Raw genomic sequence first — 16,966 nt, 5'->3', positions numbered from 1 at the left:
TCCGCAGTGATCGTCCGGCGACCGCCATACGACATAGGCGAACGAGACCAGTTTGTGCCCAGCCGCCGACACCACCCGAGTTATCCACAGCCCGCCGTCTCGCGGAGCGAGGACCGACCCGGACGTGGGTTCATGGGCCAGACCGACCTCCGACCGAAAGGAACACCCGTGGACACCCTCAACCCGGTCAGCACCTGGGACCGCCTCGGCTCGATCGCGCACCTGCTGCACCAGGCCGCCACCCAGGTATGGAGCGACGCCGACAGGGACACCGCCGACTCGCCGCTGCACGACCTCGGGCTCGGCGTCTACCTCGCGCACTCCCAGGCCAGCGCCCTGCTGCCTGAGGACTACGAGCTGCCCGACGTCGACGCCGACGAGCTCGAGGAGCGCACGCCGCTGCAGCTGCTCACCGAGGCCGAGGAGCTGACCCGGCCGCTGCCGCTGCACCAGCCGGACCTGATCCACGGCTCGCAGCTGGTCGTTGACCTGTGCGACCTCATCCGGGAAGCGCGCGGCCTTGGCTACTGACCCGCGCCTGGCGTACGCCGACATCGACCAGGAGCTCTTCGACGTCGACCAGGTCCCGATGACCACGCGCGACGTGCGCAGCGTCGGCGAGATGCTCTTCGACGTCGACTACCTCGCCCGCCAGTTGCTCATGGACGTCGACGGCGACGACGCCGGCACACTGCTGCGCAGCTGGCCCACGATGGTCGCGGCCGCGGAGGACCTGTGGGCCTCACTGCCGGGCCGGCGGCCGGGCATCGACGAGCGCGATCGAGCGATGGCCAGCCTCGATGCGCAGGCCGCCACCATCGAGGCCAGCCTGACCGGCCGGAAGGCCTGGCCAGGTCAGGGCCCGACCAACCCGCGGCTCGACCAGATGACCCAGACCCTCATCAACGCCGCGGCGCTCGTGCGCCGCTACGGCGCCGAGATCCCCCACGAACAGCCCGACTCCCACCGCGACCTCGAGGCAGCCCGCACCAGGATCATGCACGGGCTGTACCTGACCGCCCACGCCGTCAACGTCGCCCTGCACGACAATGGCCGCGACCGCGTCAACGACGCCCGCGAGTCCGGTCGCCGCGTCCACCTCGCCCAACACCACTCCCCCTACGCCGTCGCGCCCACCGGAGTCTAGGGCGACCGCATGAGTGCGTGCGAGGACACCGCGCGCAGCTACCTGAGCGACCGGTTCACCCAGGCCCTCGCCGGCGAAGCGATCCGGCCCGTCGAGGACCCCAGTCGGCTGACCCAGGCGCTGGCCAACTGGGACATCCAGTCCCACCGTGCCCTGGCCCGTCAGCTCGAGCCCTCCAACATCCTCTTGATCACCCGCACCCAGGGCCTCATCGCCGGCGCGAGCATGGTGCTCGTCGACGCGGCCGCCACTGGCGGCATCCTCGAGCCGTCCGACCGGCTCGTTCCCGCGATCGCCGACGCCGGCCGCTCCTGGAGCAACCTGGCGAGCCGCTGGGGCGACCTCGCTCCCCCGGGCGCCCGGATGCAGGAGTCGCTAGCTCGCGCGGCCGCCGAGGTCCGCGCCGCCTACCGCCAGATCACCAATGACACCACCACGCTCGCCAGCCCTGAGGTGATCGCCGAACGCCCGGGTCTCCCGCGGTCCTTGACCGCGACCCTGCGCGCTGTCGAGGCCAGCTCCGAGCTCGCGCACGTCGTCGCTGAGAAGGCCGATAACCGCAATCTCACGGGTTCGGCTCGCTCGCTCTCGCGCCGAGCGCACAACGACATTGACTCGGGCATGGTCGCCGCTCCGCCCGAAGGTGACGTCGTATGGGTGTCTCCGGCCGACATCCTTGCCCGGCGTTGGGTAGCGCTGCCGAAACCCGTGGCGACAGCTCTGCGGGCTGCGAGTGCCACGGCCGCGACTGCTTCGGGCGCTGCATCCCGCGAAGCTTCAACACATTTGCCACCGGCCCGAGTCGGGGGCATCCCGAGCGACCGGGGGCGGGGGGGTGATTCGCGAACGCATGCAGGCTGGCGGCCGTTGGGTGCGAAGCAAAGCAGGGGCGTAACGCTGTGAGTCGTTGGCCAAGTGCCGTTCTAGCATGCGTGCCGCTTGATTGGCAGGGCTGAAGGGGTCGGGGGAGCCGGGCGATCCGGTGACTCGTCAAGAGTCGCCACGGAAGGATTCGGGAGCAGTACAGGGAGGAACGAGTGCCTTGACGTTGGCTATCTCCGGTTCAGCTGATCCGACCTGCACAGCAGGAAGCTCAGTGTCTATCTCGAAAGTCGCAAGACAGCCACCAAGCCATGTCCTTTCACCGCGAAGCGGCTACCTCGTAACCCCTCGACTACGAGGCCTCAGGGATCACTTCCTCCCAGGGACGCTCCGTTCGCGGAACCGAAGCACTGCCTGCTGATGGAGAGCGTTAGTCACGCTGGCGGCACCAACAAAAGCCTCGTCGTTGATCGACAACAAAGCATGCACTCCACCTTCGGTGGGACCTCGTTCGTACGATCCGATCCGCGCAGCATGGCGCTGCCCCGGCCATGTTGCATGCCCGACAGTGTGCGCCACGTGCTCTGCAGCACGACAGCCGTTCCGTCGATCACGTTGCAGTGCGCTAGCTTTCCGAGCTCGCTGAGAACGTTGATGCGTCGGGGCAGCGGCCACGCGAGACCAAGGTCCTCAGCCTCGCTTCGGTAGATGCGGTCGTGGTCCCTGCGCACGTCGTCCTGACGCAGGCGAGCGGCTGCCAACTCCTCAAGGTCATCAGGGCCCACGAATCGTTCGACCGCGGCGAGGTCGGCGTAGTAGGTCCGATGCTCGAGTTCATCTAACCACTCAAACATCAACCCGCGTCTGCGGCGCTCAATGCTGTCCTCGGGATCGAGCAGCCAAAGGGCGTAGAAGGATGCCTCGAAGGTCGGGCGCAGGAGATTCCACGGAGCGAACTGCGTGGCCCCGTGGTGTCGGAGAAGGGATATCAGTGCGTCGTGGTTGTCCCACGCGACGCTCAAGCAGCGTTGCGCGCCCATGTACGCGCGTCGACCAGCGGTTTGCCCTTCATCGATCATCCGAGCATGGAGGATGTCGGGATCGCGGGCTTGAAGTTCATCGCGCGCCAGGCGGTACAGCGCCTCCAGTGTCTGCCATCGAGCTGGGAGTTCGCCAAGGTCCATCTCGCCAACCGGCACTGGGTCTGACAACACCGCTACATGGTGTCAGGACGGCCCCCAGCACACACGCGTGTCGTGTGGGGCGAGCGGACTGGGATCAGCCCGGGTGAGGCTGGCGCTGGTTCGAGAGCCACGGTCCGCAATCTGACGAATCGATAACGCCGATGACTGCCAGTAAATTGCGTGCGGTCGTCCTTGAGGGGTTCGAGCAGGAAATCGGCAGCCGAGCCGACGACGCAGGACCGAGATCAGGTTCGGGCGTCCCTCGACACAGCATCTGCCGCCTCCCGCAGCCAGCTCCTCGCCTGCTTGACGCGGCCGCTGTCCAGCCACGCTCGGCAATCCCGCATCGCGGAGTCCACCATGCTTCCCAAGCCAGCGCCGACCACGAGGAAACCGACAAGCTGCGCGACCGCCCGAGCAATCGACCCAGATCCGGCGAGGCCAGTCCCGGAGAGGATCACCACGCCAGCGGTGATGGGGAGCGTGTTCAAGATGAATGTTCGTGCTGACACCTCAGATGGCAGGGTGCGTGCCAGATAGATCGCCGCTCGATCTTGGGCACTGGTGCGCATGGCCTCCACCAGTTCGCGGTCGTGAAGCCTCGCGGCGAGATCGAGCTCATGCTGGATTGTCCGCCGCTGAAGTGCTGCTCGACCGCCGGATGTCCACAGTGCACCCAGGGCCACTGTTCCGAGAGCTAACACCGGCTCCCATTTGTTCATCGGCTACCTCGTCCGCGGGTTGTTGATCTCTAGGCGACATGGACGGGACCCAACCGAACGCCAGGTCCCGCCCGTGCCATCGAGCGCTGCTCAGTCCACTTCAGCGAACTCGCGTCGATTCACCGCTCAGCCTCGGGGCGGGAACGGGTCGTTGCCGTACGAGTCTCGGTCACGGATCTGACCGTCGCGACCGTGGATGAGGAGTTCGGTCTCTTCGCGCCGGGCTGTGCTGCGGCCGGCACCGATCGCCTCCGCCTGTGTGTCATGGATTGAGGACGCACGACTTGCGCCACTGCGGGTGACGGTCCAGCGGCCGTCGTCGCGAGGGGTGACATGTACGTCTGGGTTCTTGTTGGCCACTTCAATTACTTTCCCTAGTCGATACGAGCGTCATCTGACGTCTCGGCGACCTCAGTCGCACCACTAGTCTCGATTCGCAACATTTCTTTCGAGTTACGCGCTGCACAGCTGCGTGTCGTGCCCGCCTGGCGGGCGACCTCGCGGCGAGTCCGGAGCTTTTGAACTGCAGAGAGGGCTTACGATTGCGGCATGAATATTGCAACGATTTCGCGCAGCATCTGAGATGGCCGCGCCCGACAAGTCGTTGTCCGCAATCCATGGCGGTGGAGTCGCTGGCGCAGATGTGCTCCAGGGAACCTGTGCGCGACCCGGCTGTTCGACCTTGTTCACTCGTCCGAGCGGAGCCGGGCGGCCGGCATCGTTCTGCAGTGAGCTGTGCCGGAGGGAGGCTCAGACCGAGCGGCGCCGCCTGCGCCGTCGGCTGGCGCACCATGAGGACCAGGCACAGCAGCTTCGCCTGCTTGTCGCTGCCTACGAACGCTCGGCCGCCGATGATGAAGATGAATCGGCTGCAGAGACGGCTGAGTTTCTCGCGCCCGACGTCGTGAGGGCTGCTGAAGACGCCGTGCTCGAGATGCGGGTCATGACGAGATTCATCACCGACGAAAGCGGTCCGTACGCACCTGAGCTGGTGCGCTTCTATGAGGCCGTCGCGCCGCTCATCGACTACCACTGCACCTAGCATCTCGCCTAGCCGAGCTGTGCGCTTGGTCTCCTGTCGGCGTCCGGCCCAGCTCTTCTCGGTGCAGACTTCACACTCGCGCTTGTACGCGGGTGGGAGTCAACACTGTGGTCGTGGGACGGTGGCCGCCGCCACTGAACATGGCTGTTGCACACCCCCGGGAAACGGGAGTCACCGGAGCCAGCAGATGCCGACGAAGGTCGGCGCGGTGAAATTTTCCGATTCAGCCTCCTTCCCTTAAACGACGGCTGCCTCCGGTCGGTGACCGGGGGCCTCGGTGCATTTCTGGACCGCCGACGGACCTGTTTGTCGCAGGTCAGAGTGGTGAGACTCGGCTGGGTACCTTGGCAGGCAGCGGGCGTGGTTAGCGGTACCGGTGGGTGGAACGAATGGCTCGGCGTGAGGCGGCCAAAGCGAGACGGTGGCGTCATGATCCAGCCCCCCCCTGATGACGTTGCGACTGGCGCGGCCGCGTCGCGGCTGCTCGCGGTCGCGACGAGCCACGTGCCCTGTGCGCCGGTGCGCGACCTGATCGGCTCGACCGATGTTGCGGCGGCGTACGCGATCCAGGAGCGCAACAACAACGAGCGACGCGAGGCCGGCGGTATCGTCGTCGGCCGGAAGATCGGCCTCACCTCGACGGTCGTCCAGCAGCAGCTCGGCGTCGACCAGCCCGACTTCGGCGTCCTGTTCGCCGACATGGAGGTGCCCGACGGCGGCATCGCTGCGATGGGCCGCCTGCTGCAGCCCAAGGTCGAGGCCGAGATCGCCTTCGGCCTCGCGGCCGACCTCGCCGACGGCGACCTCGACGAGGCGCAGGTCCGCGCCGCCGTTGCCTGGGCCGCGCCCGCGCTGGAGATCGTCGACAGCCGCATCGCCGACTGGGACATCACCTTCGCCGACACCGTCGCCGACAACGCCTCCAGCGGGCTCTACGTGATCGGCGCCCCCAAGGTCGACCTCGCGACCATCGATCCGGTGACAGTGGAGATGACGATGACCCTCAACGGCGTCGAGGCCTCCGCCGGGCGCGGCTCGGCCTCGTTGGGCGACCCGCTGATCGCCCTCGCCTGGCTCGCCCGCACCGCGCGCGAGTTCGGCGACCCGCTGCGCGCCGGCCAGGTCGTGCTCTCGGGCGCGCTCGGCCCGATGGTCGCGGTCGGCATCGGGGATGTGGTCACGGCGACCATCAGCACGCTGGGTTCGGTGTCGGTGAGCTTCGGTTCGGAGGCGGCTCGGTGAGCGCGGGGACGGCGAAGGTGAAGGTCGCGATCATCGGGTCGGGCAACATCGGGACCGATCTGATGATCAAGGTCATGACGACGGCCGAGCACGTCGAGATGGGTGCGATGGTCGGGATCGACCCGTCGTCGGAGGGTTTGGCGCGGGCGCGGGATCTGGGGGTCGCGACGACGCATGAGGGTGTCGAGGGTCTGGTCGGGTTGCCGGGTTTCGCCGAGATCGACATCGTGTTCGACGCGACGTCGGCCAAGGCCCATGTGCACAACGCGGGGGTGCTGGCGTCGTACGGGAAGCGGTTGATCGATCTGACCCCGGCGGCGATCGGGCCGTATGTGATCCCGGCGGTCAACCTCGGTGAGCATCTGGGCGCGGTGAACGTGAACATGGTGACGTGTGGTGGGCAGGCCACGATCCCGGTGGTGGCGGCGATCGCGGGGGTGGTGCCGGTGGCTTATGCCGAGATCGTGGCGTCGATCGCGTCGAGGTCCGCGGGTCCGGGGACGCGGGCGAACATCGATGAGTTCACCGAGACCACGTCGGCTGCGATCGTGGAGGTGGGTGGCGCGCGCCGGGGCAAGGCGATCATCATCCTGAATCCGGCCGAGCCGCCGTTGATGATGCGCGACACGGTCCTCGCGCTCGTCCACGCACCGGATGAGGCCACCCGCCGCGCGATCGAGTCGTCGGTCGAGGCGATGGTCGAGAAGGTCGCGGCCTACGTTCCCGGCTACCAGCTGGTGCAGTCCGTCCAGATCCAGGAGATCCCCGCGGACCAGCCGGTCGAGACCCTCCTCGACGACGACGCGCCCCGCCCCACCCATCAGGTGTCAGTCTTCCTGCAGGTCACCGGAGCCGGGCATTACCTCCCGGCCTACGCCGGGAACCTCGACATCATGACCTCGGCCGGCCTGCAGGTCGCCGAGCGCATCGCAGCAGCTCTCTCCACGGACAAGGCGGCCATGGCATGACCGAGCAGAAGACCTGCATCTTCGTTCAGGACGTCACGTTGCGCGACGGCATGCACGCGGTGCGTCATCGGATCGATCCTGACGACGTGAAGCGGATCGTGATCGCGCTCGACGCGGCGGGTGTGGATGCGATCGAGGTTGCCCACGGCGACGGGCTGGCTGGCGGGTCGTTGAACTACGGGCCGGGTTCGCACGCGGACTGGGCGTGGATCGAGGCGGCTGCGTCGGTGCTGGAGCGGGCGCGGTTGACGACGTTGTTGTTGCCTGGTGTCGGCACTGTCCATGACCTGAAGCGGGCTTTCGATCTGGGGGTTCGTTCGGTCCGGGTTGCGACGCATTGCACGGAGGCCGATGTTGCGGCGCAGCACATCGAGGCTGCTCGTGAGCTGGGGATGGACGTGTCCGGGTTCTTGATGCTCTCGCACATGGCGCCGCCCGAGGAGTTGGCGCGGCAGGCGAAGCTGATGGAGTCCTACGGCGCGCACTGTGTCTACATCACCGACTCCGGTGGCCGGTTGACCATGGATGAGGTCGCGGCGCGGGTCCGTGCGTACCGCGACGTGCTCGACCCGGTCACCGAGATCGGGATCCACGCCCACGAGAACCTCTCGCTGTCGGTGGCGAACTCCGTGGTCGCGGTCCAGCACGGCGTACGTCGGGTGGACGCCTCGCTCGCCGGGCACGGTGCCGGTGCGGGGAACTGTCCGATCGAGGCGTTCGTGGCGGTGGCCGATCTGGTGGGGTTCGAGCACGGGTGTGATCTGTTCGCGTTGCAGGATGCTGCCGATGACATCGTGCGGCCGTTGCAGGATCGCCCGGTGCGGGTGGATCGCGAGACCCTGACGCTGGGCTATGCCGGGGTGTACTCCTCGTTCCTACGCCACGCCGAGCGCGCCGCGACCCAGTACGACGTCGACGTGCGCGACATCCTCATGGAGTGCGGCCGCCGTGGGCTGGTCGGCGGCCAGGAGGACATGATCATCGACATCGCCCTGAGGCTGGCTGCCGCCTGACCACCGCCGCGATCGCAGCCACTGCGACACGTACTGCGGAGCGATCTCGGGTACCTCGACCATCGCGCCGCGAGATGCGGCTACCGACCGTTCTGGTCGACCCGCCACGGGCGAAGAGGAGGTCACCTTCGTTCGATCCGTTGGTCGCCCCGTCCCTCCGAATCCCTCATCGCGATGACGAATTCGGGAAGCATCTGGGCGTAGGCCGAAATGACCAGACGGCCCCAACTCTGCAGTCCATCGAGAATCACCTTGAGCAGCATCTGAACAGCCTGTTCGTCGAGCAGAGGCCGTCGAGGTCGGCGTTCCGGGCAGCGGACCGATCAGAATCGACGATGCCAAGCCGACCCTTCAGAGCCGATCTGTGTAGGCAGACGGGCCCGTCGGCCTGTGTAGGCAGACGGGCCCGTCGGTTCGCTTGGTTATCGCTGCGCGGCTCATGGTCCGGGGACTGAGGCGCGTGCCCACTCCTCGAAGGTCAGCGGTTCGATACCGACCTCGCGGAGCAGATCCGGGGTGCCCGGCTGACCGACGTCGCGGACCCACTGGGTCGCCTGCACGATCGGAGCAACCATGCCCCTGTCCAGCGCCTCCTGGGGAGACATCGGCAACTGCGGGGGCAGGATCTCCTCGTTCCACGCGCTGCTGAGCACTTCGGCGATCTGCGGATGAGTAAGGTTGTCCCCGGCAAGGAGCAACTCGACCTCGTTGAACCGCTCCGGCTCGGCGATCGCGGCTGCAGCTGCTCGACCGATGTCATCGACCGCGATGAGCGAGACGATGGTGTTGGGGTTCGCGACCGCCATGAGCTGGTTGCTCGTGAATCCCTCGAAGTAGACCGACGGGCGGAGATACATCTCCATGAACGTCGTGGGGTAGAGGATCGTCCACGACGCGAAGCCCGCCTCGCGGACCAGGTCGTTGACGTCGGCCTTGCTCTCCCAGTAGTCGCTGATCGGCGGAGCTTGGTCGCTGTAGGCGCGATGCCAGACACCCTCATCCCAGCCGGGCGCCGCGCGGTGCTTGTCGGCACCCGACACGGACGTCTGGACGTAGTGGCGCACGCCTGCGGCGTGCGCCGCCTCGACGAGATTCCTCCCGTGGGTGCGCTCAGAGTCCTTCTCGGGGTTGAGCATGTCGGGCATGAAGGCGGCGAAGACGGCGCGTACACCTGAGCACGCCTTCAAGAGCGAGTCCGGGTCGTAAAGGTCACCTGCGACGAGTGTGGCTCCGAGCTCTGCGAGCTTGGTCGAACGCTCGGAACCGGGATCGCGGACGAGTGCCCGGACAGGGACGCCGGCAGCCAGGAGTGCCCGGGCAGTCGCTCCGCCCTGCTTGCCGGTTGCTCCGACGACGAGTACCGCCGACTGGTTGTCTGTGCTGGTCGCGATCACGTCGTCCGTCTCCGTCATGCAGCGAGACTCCTCGATTCCGTCGCAGGGGTCGAGGGAGTCGTTCAGCGGAACGGACCGACGATCGCGCACCCCGGCGCGATCGCGAGTGAGGCCGTCAGCGCTCCGTCTTGCGGTGTCGTCGCCAACGGTGGAGGACGGATTCGGTGTAGCCGGCCGGTCGGTTGGCTCCGTCGAAGATGAGGTCGTGCACGGCCCGGAAGGCGGGGCCTGTGAAGTTCTCGGCTGCCAGGGAACGGTAGTGAGTGTCGGCGGTGTTCTGTGTGTCGATGGCGATTGCCACCTTGCGCATGCTGGATTCGACCTGGTCGGTGGTGATGATGTCGTGGTGGAGCCAGTTGGCGACGTGTTGGGTCGAGAGCCGACAGGTGGCACGGTCCTCGAACAGGTTCGTGCCGGTAATGGCGGGCACCTTCGAGCAGCCGATTCCGGCGTCGATCCAGCGCACGACGTAGCCGAGGGCGCTGCGGAGGTTGTTGTCGAGTTCGCGTTCGATGTCTTCTGCGGTGAGGATCGCGGGGTCCTCGATGATCGGGATGGTGAGTAGGTCGATCAAGGAGCTGGGTTCGTGGAGTCGAGGGTCGGTGTGACGGGCCCGTACGTCGACGTGGTGGTAGTGCAGGGCGTGGAGGGTGGCGGCGGTGGGGGAAGGTACCCAGGCGCAGGTGGCTCCTGCGTCGGGGTGGCCGATCTTGTCGGCCAGCATCGCGGCCATGTTGTCCGGCTTGTTCCACATTCCTTTGCCGATCTGGGCGCGTCCGGAGAACCCGCAGGCCAGGGCGACCGCGACGTTGGACCGTTCGTAGGCCTCGACCCAACGCTGCTTGCGAACCTGGTTCTTCCTCACTGCCGGTCCGGCGTGCATCGAGGTGTGGATCTCATCCGCCGTACGACTGACGAACCCGGTGTTGATAAAGGCGATACGGTCCTGGGCGGCATGGATAGCTGCCTTCAGGTTGACCGAGGTGCGTCGTTCCTCGTCCATGACGCCGAGCTTGATCGTGCCAGGAGCGAGGCCGAGGAGCTGCTCGATGTCGTCGAATTGCCGGCAGGTCAGGGCGACTTCGTCCGGGCCGTGGAGCTTGGGCTTGACGACGTAGATCGAACCGGCGCGGGAGTTGCGCAGGGTGCCTGATCCGCGAAGGTCGTGGAGGCTGCTGAGGGTGGTGACGAGGGCGTCGAGGAGCCCTTCGGAGACGGGCTCGCCGGCGTGATCGAGGACGGCGTCGGTGTCCATGTGGTGGCCGACGTGACGTACGAACATCAGAGCACGGCCGGGTAGCACGATTGGGTTGCCAGCGGCGTCGAGGTAGTGACGGTCGGGTGCCAGGGGTCGGTTGACGGGTTGTCCGTCCTCGGCGACCTCCGTCGTGAGTCGCCCCTGCATCAGCAGCAGCCAGTTGCGGTAGCAGTGGACCTTGTCCTCGGCGTCGACCGCGGCGACGGAGTCCTCGAGGTCCATGATCGAGGTCAATGCGGATTCGAGGACGACGTCGGCCAGACCGGCGCGATCGCCGGCGCCGATCGCGGTGGCCGGGTCGACCACCAGCTCGACGTGGAGGCCGTGGTGGCGCAGCAAGTAGGTGTGCGGGCCCGGGGTGTCGGCGCGCCCCACGTACTGATCCTGGTCGAGAAGCCGCGCGTTCCCACCGGAGTGCGTCGCGACCAGCCCGCGCTCGTCGGCGAGGTAGCCGTCGACATCGCGGTGCGAGCATCCCGCGAGCGGGAAGTAGGTGTCCAGGAACGTCCGTGCTCGTCCCATCACCTCAGCTCCACGCCTCGGATCGTAGGAACCTTCCCGTGGACCGGCCGAGTCGTCGATCGCGTCGCTGCCGTACAGCGCGTCGTACAACGACCCCCATCGGGCGTTAGCCGCGTCGGTCGCGAGCCTCGCGTCAAGCACCGGCGCCACCAGTTGTGGGCCAGCAAGAGAAGCGACCTCGGGATCGACCGTCCCGGTCGTGATCTCGAAGTCGGCAGGTTCATCGACTAGATACCCGATGCGCCGCAAGAAGGCTTCGTACGGCTCGTTCGAGCCGCCTTGATGGTAGGCGTCGACCGCGGACTGGAGCTCATCGCGGCGAGCAAGCAACTCTCGCGTCAGCGGCTTGTACTTCGTGAACAACCGAGCTGCGCCAGACCAGAAATCCTGCGAAGAGACCCCCGAGCCCGGCAGCGCCTCGCACTCGACGAACTCGTAGAGCACTTCAGCGACCTGCAGGCCGCTCAGATCGTTCCGGTAGGCGGAAAGGGATGCCTTCACGACCGATCCTCGCACGCTCCCAAGGTCCGCGTCGAGCGCAATGTGCGTAGCAGCACCTTTGTTGATCGCGCGTTTAGCGGCGGACAGGCGGGATGTTCATGCAGTCGGAACACACTGCTTTGGGGGATCCATGGGTTGCCCTACGTTCACCACATGAGGCGCAAGATCTACGACGATGACCACCTGCAGTTCCGTCAGATGGTCCGTCAGTTCATCGAGAAGGAAGTCGTTCCCGACTATCCCGCGTGGGAGGCAGCCGGTGCTCCGCCGCGCTCGTTCTACCGACGTCTCGGTGAGCTGGGCATCCTGGGAATCCGAGTGCCCGAGGAGTACGGCGGCGGCGGTGTGGGAGATCTCAAGTACAGCGCCGTCATCTCGGAGGAAGCCGGCCGCTTCGGCCTGACCCTCGGCGCACTGCGGGTTCATACGGATCTGGTGCTTCCGTACCTGCTTCAGCTGGCCGACGAGGACCAGAAGAATCGCTGGCTCCCTCGTTACTCGAGCGGGGAGTGCATGGCGGCTATCGCCATCACCGAGCCCGGCGCCGGCTCGGACGTGGCCGCGATCCGCACCACCGCTCGGCTCGACGGGGACCACTACGTGCTCAACGGGGCGAAGACCTTCATCACCGGTGGCTTCAACGCAGGACTGGTACTCGTGGTCTGTCGCACCTCGCCACCGTCCGAGACGGACCGGCGGAAGGGATTGTCGATCCTTCTGGTCGACACCTCGTTGCCCGGGTTCAGCGTCGGTCGGCAGATCGACAAGATCGGACTTCATGCAGTCGACACGGTCGAGCTGAGCTTCGACAACGTGAGGGTGCCCCGCGCCGAGCTTCTCGGCGAAGAGGGCGAAGCCTGGGCCTACCTCACCCGGAATCTGGCCAAGGAGCGCCTCTCGATCGCGCTGTCCTGTTACGCCGCGGCTGCGGGCGCCGTGGGCATGGCGAGGTCCTACGTGGCCGAGCGCGAGGTCTTCGGTCAGCGTTTGGACAGTTTCCAGAACACGAAGTTCGTCCTGGCGGAGTGCCAGACGCAGGTCCTCGCTGCGCAGACCCTGATCGACACCTGCCTCGATCTGGACGAGACCGACGATCTGACGCCCGCTGTCGCCGCCGCTGCCAAGCTCTTCTGCTCGGAGGTCCAGGGCACGGTCATCGACAAGTGCCTTCAGCTGCACGGTGGCTACGGGTACACGAGGGAGTACCCGATCTCGAGGCTGTATGCAGACGCTCGCGTGACCCGCATCTACGGAGGTACGAGCGAGGTCATGAAGTCCGTGATCAGCAAGGCGATGTGACCGACGGACCTGTCATCCCCGTGCGCATCCAGCGGTGCCCTCGACCGGTGGTCGGGGGCACCGCTGCTCGGCGCTCATAGGCACGCCACCTCCCGTCCTCCACCAGTCCCGCACCAAGGAGATCGACCGATGTTCCACCGCGAGTACCCCATCAAGCTCCGCGACGGGATCCCCCCGGAGCGGATCGAACTGCTGCGCGAGATCCTCGAACGCGCGCCCGACCACATCCCCGGCTTCCTGGAGTCGGAGCTGGTCGACGCACCGGAGAGCGATTCTCACGACCTCGTCTGGCGCAACGTCTTGCGTGATATCGAGGCGTTCTGGCTCTACGCGGGACACCCCTACCACGCGAACCTGATCAACGATCATCTCGCGCCCGATGCGCCCGACTCGATGAAAGCGGTCGGCTCGACGGGGTCTATCTGGACCGACGACGGACCGGTCGACCCTGCGGCGATGGCGGATCTCTTCCAGGCCGACGCGGCCCTCGAAGCAGCCGGGATCTCGGCGCCCGAGGTGCACCTGCACGAGCACATCGACGTCGTTCCTGGTCGATCGGACGACTACCTACGCGCGGTCGAAGAGATCTATCTCCCGGCGGCACGCCGCCATGGGATGCGACTGCTGATGGCGTCGCGTTCGCCGGACGGTACGGGGGAGCACGAGCTCGTCTTCGTCTGGTCCGTGGAGGGATGGGGCGCGGCATTCCGCAGCTTCGTGGGCATCAGCAACGAGGTCGACGTCATGCAGAAGTGGCTCGCCACCGTCCGTCCCCTCCGAACGGGCGGACGACGCCGCTACCTGCTGCCGACGGAGCTCGCTTCTCACTAGGCGGACGACACGACCCGCGAGATCTCCCGATCCACCAGGGCGTCGAGTTTCTGGTGCTCGGTGCCGAGTCCGACGATCGTCCAATCGTCGTCCTTGCCCTCGAAGGACTCGACCTCGGCCGTGCGGATCCAGGAGTCGGCGCCGACAGCGAAGAACGGCTCGTCGTTGGTGGCGTCGTGCGTGACGACGCCCTTGGTGACCTGCACCCGGCGCTCGTAGACGATCTGCGCGTCGCGCAGCGAGTTCCTGATCGTCCGCTCGAGCACTGTGGCACCCCGCTTGTGCCTAGCGAACTCACGGGCGTCGTCCGCACTGGAGAACACCTCGACTTCGTTGTCGGCGGTCCGGACGACATGCAGGGTGGTGGGATCGATGTGACGGTTCATACGAGGGCTTCCTTGCTGAGGGATCGGCCATGCCGGCCCGACCGGGGGCGTGATGGATAGGTGTCGACACGAGGTGGGTTCCCGGCGAGCAGTGAGTGGAAGCGCCGAGCCTCGCGCAAGGCCCAGCGCTCCAACTGCCCGGCGTCGGAGCCGTGGCGAGCAGTGCCCCTCTCGAGGAACGACGAGGCTCGCGTGAGCGTGCGCTGGGTCTGGAGAACCGCTGCGACGAGAGCACCCGAACCACGCGCGAGTGTCGTGCTCGCCCGAGCGACGTGATCGAGTGCCGCGAGGGCGGCCTGTTCCCTCCGCAGGATCTCCTGTGCGGCGTCGAGTGCATCGACGAAGTCGGCTCGGGGCGGTGCGAGCGCGCACACGTGGGCGGCGAGCCCCGCCTGTCCGCACCGACGAGCGATCTGGTGGGAGGCAGCGCCATGCGCTGCGGACAGCGACAGGAACAGCTTGGCGGTGCCCGACAGACGCCGGCTCCCGAACCAGGCGGACGCCGCGAGAGCCGAGTTGCCCAAGAGGAGATCCGCATTCAGGATGTCCGAAAGGTCGACGCCGTCCCCGCGCTGCAGATCGCTCATCGCGGCCGCTGTGGAGTGCCTGCGGCGCTGATGTCGAGGACGGTACCGGTCACCGTCAGCGCGTCGGACCGGGACGCCAGCAGCGCGTAGGCGCCGACGTAGTCGTCGGGCTCGACCACCCGTCGGAGCGCGGAATGCTCCGCGAGGTACTCCGTGATCGGAATGTCCTTGATCTGCTGCTGGTCGAGGCCGAGCGACCTCGGGCCGCTCAGGCTCGTCGCCATGCCGCCGGGGGCGACGCCGTTGACGCGGATCTCCGGCGCCAACTCGTACGCCAGCTGGCGCACCATGCCGAGCCCGGCGTGCTTCGAGGCGGTGTAGAGGACCCCGCCGCCTTGGGGATAGAAGGATGCGTTCGAGAGCGTCAAAATGATCGCGCCGCGAGATTCCCGGAGGGCATCGGCGGCCGCCCGCACCCCGAGCAGGTAGGCGAGTACGTTCACCTTGAAGAGGTCCTCGAAGCCGTGTTCCAACTCCTGCGGAGTCAGGTCCGTCAGGGCGCGGCTGAAGTCCCACAGGCCGACGTTGCCGATGAAGACGTCGAGCCGTCGGAACGCACTGAGCGCAGCAGCGACCGCACGTTCGTTGTCGGTGAACGAAGTGACGTCCCCGGTGACGGTGATCAGTCGATCGGTCGCGATCTCCTCGAGCGAGGAGACCTTGTCGGCGTCCCGCTCGAGGACGACGAGTCGTGCCCCGTCGTCCAGGAAGCGCTCGACGATGGCGCGGCCGATGCCGGAGCCGCCGCCGGTGAGCAGGACCACCTGGTCCTGGATTCCTCTCATGTCTGTCCGCACCTCTCGCGTCGTCGGATCAGGCCTGGTGGGTGATGAAGTCCGCGACCAGCCGGTTGAACTCCTCGGCGTGCTCGAGCTGGGCCCAGTGCCCGCAGCGGTTGAGCAGTGTCATCCGCGAGTTCGGGATCATCGACATCGCGCGCAGACTGACCTCCCAGTGCACCGTGCGGTCGTCTCGTCCGTGGAGTACCAGAGCAGGAGTCGTCGACGTCGGCAGCGCGGCGGCGGCCGCCATGAAGGCGTCCTGTCCGGCGCCGGCCATGGTGCGCTCGAGCCAGTCGCGGAGGTGCTCGGGGTGTTGCAGCGCCGCTCGGGACCGCTGCTCGGCGAGCTCGTCGGTGGCGAAGGCGGGGTCGAAGCACATGACCTGGACGAGTCGCTTGAAGTTGGCGGGCGTCGGCTCCTGGTAGGTCTCGAACAGGACCTTGAAGCCCTCGCTCATGCCCGCGGGGGAGAGGACGTTCACGCCCCACACTCCCGATCCCATGGTGATCAGGTGGGAGACGCGCTCGGGCCAGCGGGCAGCCGCGATGATCCCGACTCCTCCGCCCATCGAGTTGCCGACGACGGCCGCCCGGTCGAGATCGAGGGCGTCCATCAACTGCTTGACGGCCTCACCCTGGTCGAACCCCGACTCCACCGGCTGACGGCTCGACTCGCCCCAGCCGGGCAGGGTGACCGCGATGACGCGGAACTGTCGGGACAGTGGCTCGATGTTCGGCTCGAAGTTCGACCAGCCGGTCGCGCCGGGCCCGGTCCCGTGGAGCAGGAGGACGGGATGACCCTGGCCGGCTTCGTTGACCTGGATCTCGTAGTCCGGGGTGCGCACGATGCGGTGGGTGCTCTCGAAGGTCAGGCTGGGTCGGGGGTCGACCGTGGACGTCATGGTGCGTCTCCTTGGGGAAGGGCGAAGGTGGGCTCAGTCGGGAAGGTCGACGTACAGGTCGTCGCCCTCGACTTTCACGGCGTAGGTCGCGACGGGACACGTCGCGGGGAGGCTGAGGGCCTCGCCGGTCTTGATGCAGAACTTCGCGAAGTGCCACGCGCACTCCACGATGTCTCCGTCGACGTAGCCGTCCGCCAGCGACGAATCGTCGTGGCTGCAGGTGTCATCGATGGCGAAGTACTCGTCGTCCACGTTGAACAGTGCGATCGGCCGTTGCCGCGCGAACTGGTACCCCTCGCCCTCCTCGATGTCGGACGTGCTGCATGCCTTGGTCCAAGTCATGTGCTGGTCACACCTTTCATGGA

At 66.9% G+C, this 16,966-nt stretch carries 20 protein-coding genes; 9 read left to right on the top strand and 11 right to left on the bottom strand.

All coding sequences use genetic code 11. The annotated features are described in order from the left end of the window. The first annotated feature begins 168 nt into the window (after positions 1-168). The 3 genes from ACYQ1K_RS13680 to ACYQ1K_RS13670 are packed head-to-tail and all read left to right on the top strand — an operon-like array spanning position 169 to position 2,050. The gene (locus ACYQ1K_RS13680) at positions 169-531 is read left to right on the top strand and encodes a hypothetical protein (protein ID WP_459983584.1); all 363 of its coding nucleotides are present in this window, start codon (positions 169-171) and stop codon (positions 529-531) included. Then, the gene (locus tag ACYQ1K_RS13675; protein ID WP_459983582.1) at positions 521-1,147 is read left to right on the top strand and encodes a hypothetical protein; all 627 of its coding nucleotides are present in this window, start codon (positions 521-523) and stop codon (positions 1,145-1,147) included. The genes ACYQ1K_RS13680 and ACYQ1K_RS13675 overlap by 11 nt, the downstream gene beginning before the upstream one ends. 9 nt (positions 1,148-1,156) lie before the next feature. After that, positions 1,157-2,050 carry a hypothetical protein gene (locus ACYQ1K_RS13670; protein WP_459983580.1) on the top strand — a complete coding sequence of 298 codons (894 nt, stop codon included), beginning with the start codon at positions 1,157-1,159 and terminating at the stop codon, positions 2,048-2,050. 353 nt (positions 2,051-2,403) lie between these two features. On the opposite strand, the gene ACYQ1K_RS13665 is transcribed toward ACYQ1K_RS13670, so the two are convergent. The 3 genes from ACYQ1K_RS13665 to ACYQ1K_RS13655 all read right to left on the bottom strand — a co-directional run bounded on the left by ACYQ1K_RS13665 (position 2,404) and on the right by ACYQ1K_RS13655 (position 4,235). Continuing rightward, the gene (locus ACYQ1K_RS13665; protein WP_459983579.1) at positions 2,404-3,183 is read right to left on the bottom strand and encodes a hypothetical protein; all 780 of its coding nucleotides are present in this window, start codon (positions 3,181-3,183) and stop codon (positions 2,404-2,406) included. Between the two features lie 215 nt (positions 3,184-3,398). Then, on the bottom strand, positions 3,399-3,875 hold the full coding sequence (locus ACYQ1K_RS13660; protein WP_459983578.1) for a hypothetical protein: 477 nt from the start codon (positions 3,873-3,875) through the stop codon (positions 3,399-3,401). A 126-nt stretch (positions 3,876-4,001) separates the two neighbouring features. After that, positions 4,002-4,235 carry a DUF2188 domain-containing protein gene (locus ACYQ1K_RS13655; RefSeq protein WP_459983577.1) on the bottom strand — a complete coding sequence of 78 codons (234 nt, stop codon included), beginning with the start codon at positions 4,233-4,235 and terminating at the stop codon, positions 4,002-4,004. 223 nt (positions 4,236-4,458) lie between these two features. On the opposite strand from ACYQ1K_RS13655, the gene ACYQ1K_RS13650 reads away from it, so the two are divergent. The 4 genes from ACYQ1K_RS13650 to dmpG all read left to right on the top strand — a co-directional run bounded on the left by ACYQ1K_RS13650 (position 4,459) and on the right by dmpG (position 8,140). Continuing rightward, a complete protein-coding gene (locus ACYQ1K_RS13650; protein ID WP_459983576.1) occupies positions 4,459-4,917 on the top strand; it encodes a hypothetical protein in 459 nt (152 codons plus the stop codon). A 429-nt stretch (positions 4,918-5,346) separates the two neighbouring features. Next, positions 5,347-6,159: a 2-keto-4-pentenoate hydratase gene (locus ACYQ1K_RS13645; protein WP_459983574.1), complete on the top strand. Its 813-nt coding sequence runs from the start codon at positions 5,347-5,349 to the stop codon at positions 6,157-6,159. Continuing rightward, positions 6,156-7,127, top strand: a complete 972-nt coding sequence (locus ACYQ1K_RS13640) for an acetaldehyde dehydrogenase (acetylating) (RefSeq protein ID WP_459983573.1) — start codon at positions 6,156-6,158, stop codon at positions 7,125-7,127. Before ACYQ1K_RS13645 ends, ACYQ1K_RS13640 begins: the two co-directional genes overlap by 4 nt. After that, entirely contained in the window at positions 7,124-8,140 is a 1,017-nt protein-coding gene (dmpG, locus tag ACYQ1K_RS13635; RefSeq protein ID WP_459983572.1) for a 4-hydroxy-2-oxovalerate aldolase, read from the top strand. The genes ACYQ1K_RS13640 and dmpG overlap by 4 nt, the downstream gene beginning before the upstream one ends. 122 nt (positions 8,141-8,262) lie before the next feature. Here dmpG and ACYQ1K_RS13630 read toward each other — a convergent pair whose 3' ends face one another. The 3 genes from ACYQ1K_RS13630 to ACYQ1K_RS13620 all read right to left on the bottom strand — a co-directional run bounded on the left by ACYQ1K_RS13630 (position 8,263) and on the right by ACYQ1K_RS13620 (position 11,815). Beyond that, entirely contained in the window at positions 8,263-8,403 is a 141-nt protein-coding gene (locus tag ACYQ1K_RS13630) for a hypothetical protein (RefSeq protein WP_459983571.1), read from the bottom strand. A gap of 174 nt (positions 8,404-8,577) precedes the next feature. Next, entirely contained in the window at positions 8,578-9,552 is a 975-nt protein-coding gene (locus ACYQ1K_RS13625) for an NmrA/HSCARG family protein (protein ID WP_459983570.1), read from the bottom strand. Positions 9,553-9,649: 97 nt separating this feature from the next. Next, entirely contained in the window at positions 9,650-11,815 is a 2,166-nt protein-coding gene (locus ACYQ1K_RS13620) for a malate synthase G (protein ID WP_459983568.1), read from the bottom strand. A gap of 153 nt (positions 11,816-11,968) precedes the next feature. On the opposite strand from ACYQ1K_RS13620, the gene ACYQ1K_RS13615 reads away from it, so the two are divergent. Then, the gene (locus ACYQ1K_RS13615) at positions 11,969-13,114 is read left to right on the top strand and encodes an acyl-CoA dehydrogenase family protein (protein ID WP_459983567.1); all 1,146 of its coding nucleotides are present in this window, start codon (positions 11,969-11,971) and stop codon (positions 13,112-13,114) included. Positions 13,115-13,243: 129 nt separating this feature from the next. Then, entirely contained in the window at positions 13,244-13,945 is a 702-nt protein-coding gene (locus tag ACYQ1K_RS13610) for a hypothetical protein (protein WP_459983565.1), read from the top strand. Here the strand turns inward: ACYQ1K_RS13610 and ACYQ1K_RS13605 are convergent. From ACYQ1K_RS13605 to ACYQ1K_RS13585, 5 genes are read right to left on the bottom strand one after another with little or no spacing between them, the layout of a single operon-like run. After that, positions 13,942-14,331 (bottom strand): hypothetical protein, encoded by a 390-nt coding sequence (locus tag ACYQ1K_RS13605; protein WP_459983564.1) that lies wholly within the window; start codon positions 14,329-14,331, stop codon positions 13,942-13,944. The genes ACYQ1K_RS13610 and ACYQ1K_RS13605 overlap by 4 nt on opposite strands. Further along, entirely contained in the window at positions 14,328-14,918 is a 591-nt protein-coding gene (locus ACYQ1K_RS13600; protein ID WP_459983562.1) for a hypothetical protein, read from the bottom strand. The genes ACYQ1K_RS13605 and ACYQ1K_RS13600 overlap by 4 nt, the downstream gene beginning before the upstream one ends. Then, entirely contained in the window at positions 14,915-15,703 is a 789-nt protein-coding gene (hcaB, locus tag ACYQ1K_RS13595; protein ID WP_459983559.1) for a 3-(cis-5,6-dihydroxycyclohexa-1,3-dien-1-yl)propanoate dehydrogenase, read from the bottom strand. Before hcaB ends, ACYQ1K_RS13600 begins: the two co-directional genes overlap by 4 nt. A 28-nt stretch (positions 15,704-15,731) precedes the next feature. Further along, the gene (locus ACYQ1K_RS13590; RefSeq protein ID WP_459983558.1) at positions 15,732-16,601 is read right to left on the bottom strand and encodes an alpha/beta fold hydrolase; all 870 of its coding nucleotides are present in this window, start codon (positions 16,599-16,601) and stop codon (positions 15,732-15,734) included. A 33-nt stretch (positions 16,602-16,634) separates the two neighbouring features. Beyond that, positions 16,635-16,943, bottom strand: a complete 309-nt coding sequence (locus ACYQ1K_RS13585) for a bifunctional 3-phenylpropionate/cinnamic acid dioxygenase ferredoxin subunit (RefSeq protein ID WP_459983556.1) — start codon at positions 16,941-16,943, stop codon at positions 16,635-16,637. Positions 16,944-16,966 lie beyond the last annotated feature (23 nt).

The organism is Nocardioides sp. AN3 (assembly GCF_054653495.1).
This window is presented reverse-complemented; position numbering and strand designations above follow the sequence as displayed.

What these genes read in the sequence shown, in the direction of transcription:
- ACYQ1K_RS13670 (WP_459983580.1), top strand. Translation starts at nt 1,157, where the DNA reads ATGAGTGCGTGCGAGGACACCGCGCGCAGCTACCTGAGCGACCGGTTC.
- ACYQ1K_RS13660 (WP_459983578.1), bottom strand. Translation starts at nt 3,875, where the DNA reads ATGAACAAATGGGAGCCGGTGTTAGCTCTCGGAACAGTGGCCCTGGGT.
- ACYQ1K_RS13650 (WP_459983576.1), top strand. Translation starts at nt 4,459, where the DNA reads ATGGCCGCGCCCGACAAGTCGTTGTCCGCAATCCATGGCGGTGGAGTC.
- ACYQ1K_RS13645 (WP_459983574.1), top strand. Translation starts at nt 5,347, where the DNA reads ATGATCCAGCCCCCCCCTGATGACGTTGCGACTGGCGCGGCCGCGTCG.
- dmpG (WP_459983572.1), top strand. Translation starts at nt 7,124, where the DNA reads ATGACCGAGCAGAAGACCTGCATCTTCGTTCAGGACGTCACGTTGCGC.
- ACYQ1K_RS13630 (WP_459983571.1), bottom strand. Translation starts at nt 8,403, where the DNA reads ATGCTGCTCAAGGTGATTCTCGATGGACTGCAGAGTTGGGGCCGTCTG.
- ACYQ1K_RS13625 (WP_459983570.1), bottom strand. Translation starts at nt 9,552, where the DNA reads ATGACGGAGACGGACGACGTGATCGCGACCAGCACAGACAACCAGTCG.
- ACYQ1K_RS13615 (WP_459983567.1), top strand. Translation starts at nt 11,969, where the DNA reads ATGAGGCGCAAGATCTACGACGATGACCACCTGCAGTTCCGTCAGATG.
- ACYQ1K_RS13610 (WP_459983565.1), top strand. Translation starts at nt 13,244, where the DNA reads ATGTTCCACCGCGAGTACCCCATCAAGCTCCGCGACGGGATCCCCCCG.
- ACYQ1K_RS13605 (WP_459983564.1), bottom strand. Translation starts at nt 14,331, where the DNA reads ATGAACCGTCACATCGATCCCACCACCCTGCATGTCGTCCGGACCGCC.
- ACYQ1K_RS13600 (WP_459983562.1), bottom strand. Translation starts at nt 14,918, where the DNA reads ATGAGCGATCTGCAGCGCGGGGACGGCGTCGACCTTTCGGACATCCTG.
- hcaB (WP_459983559.1), bottom strand. Translation starts at nt 15,703, where the DNA reads ATGAGAGGAATCCAGGACCAGGTGGTCCTGCTCACCGGCGGCGGCTCC.
- ACYQ1K_RS13590 (WP_459983558.1), bottom strand. Translation starts at nt 16,601, where the DNA reads ATGACGTCCACGGTCGACCCCCGACCCAGCCTGACCTTCGAGAGCACC.
- ACYQ1K_RS13585 (WP_459983556.1), bottom strand. Translation starts at nt 16,943, where the DNA reads ATGACTTGGACCAAGGCATGCAGCACGTCCGACATCGAGGAGGGCGAG.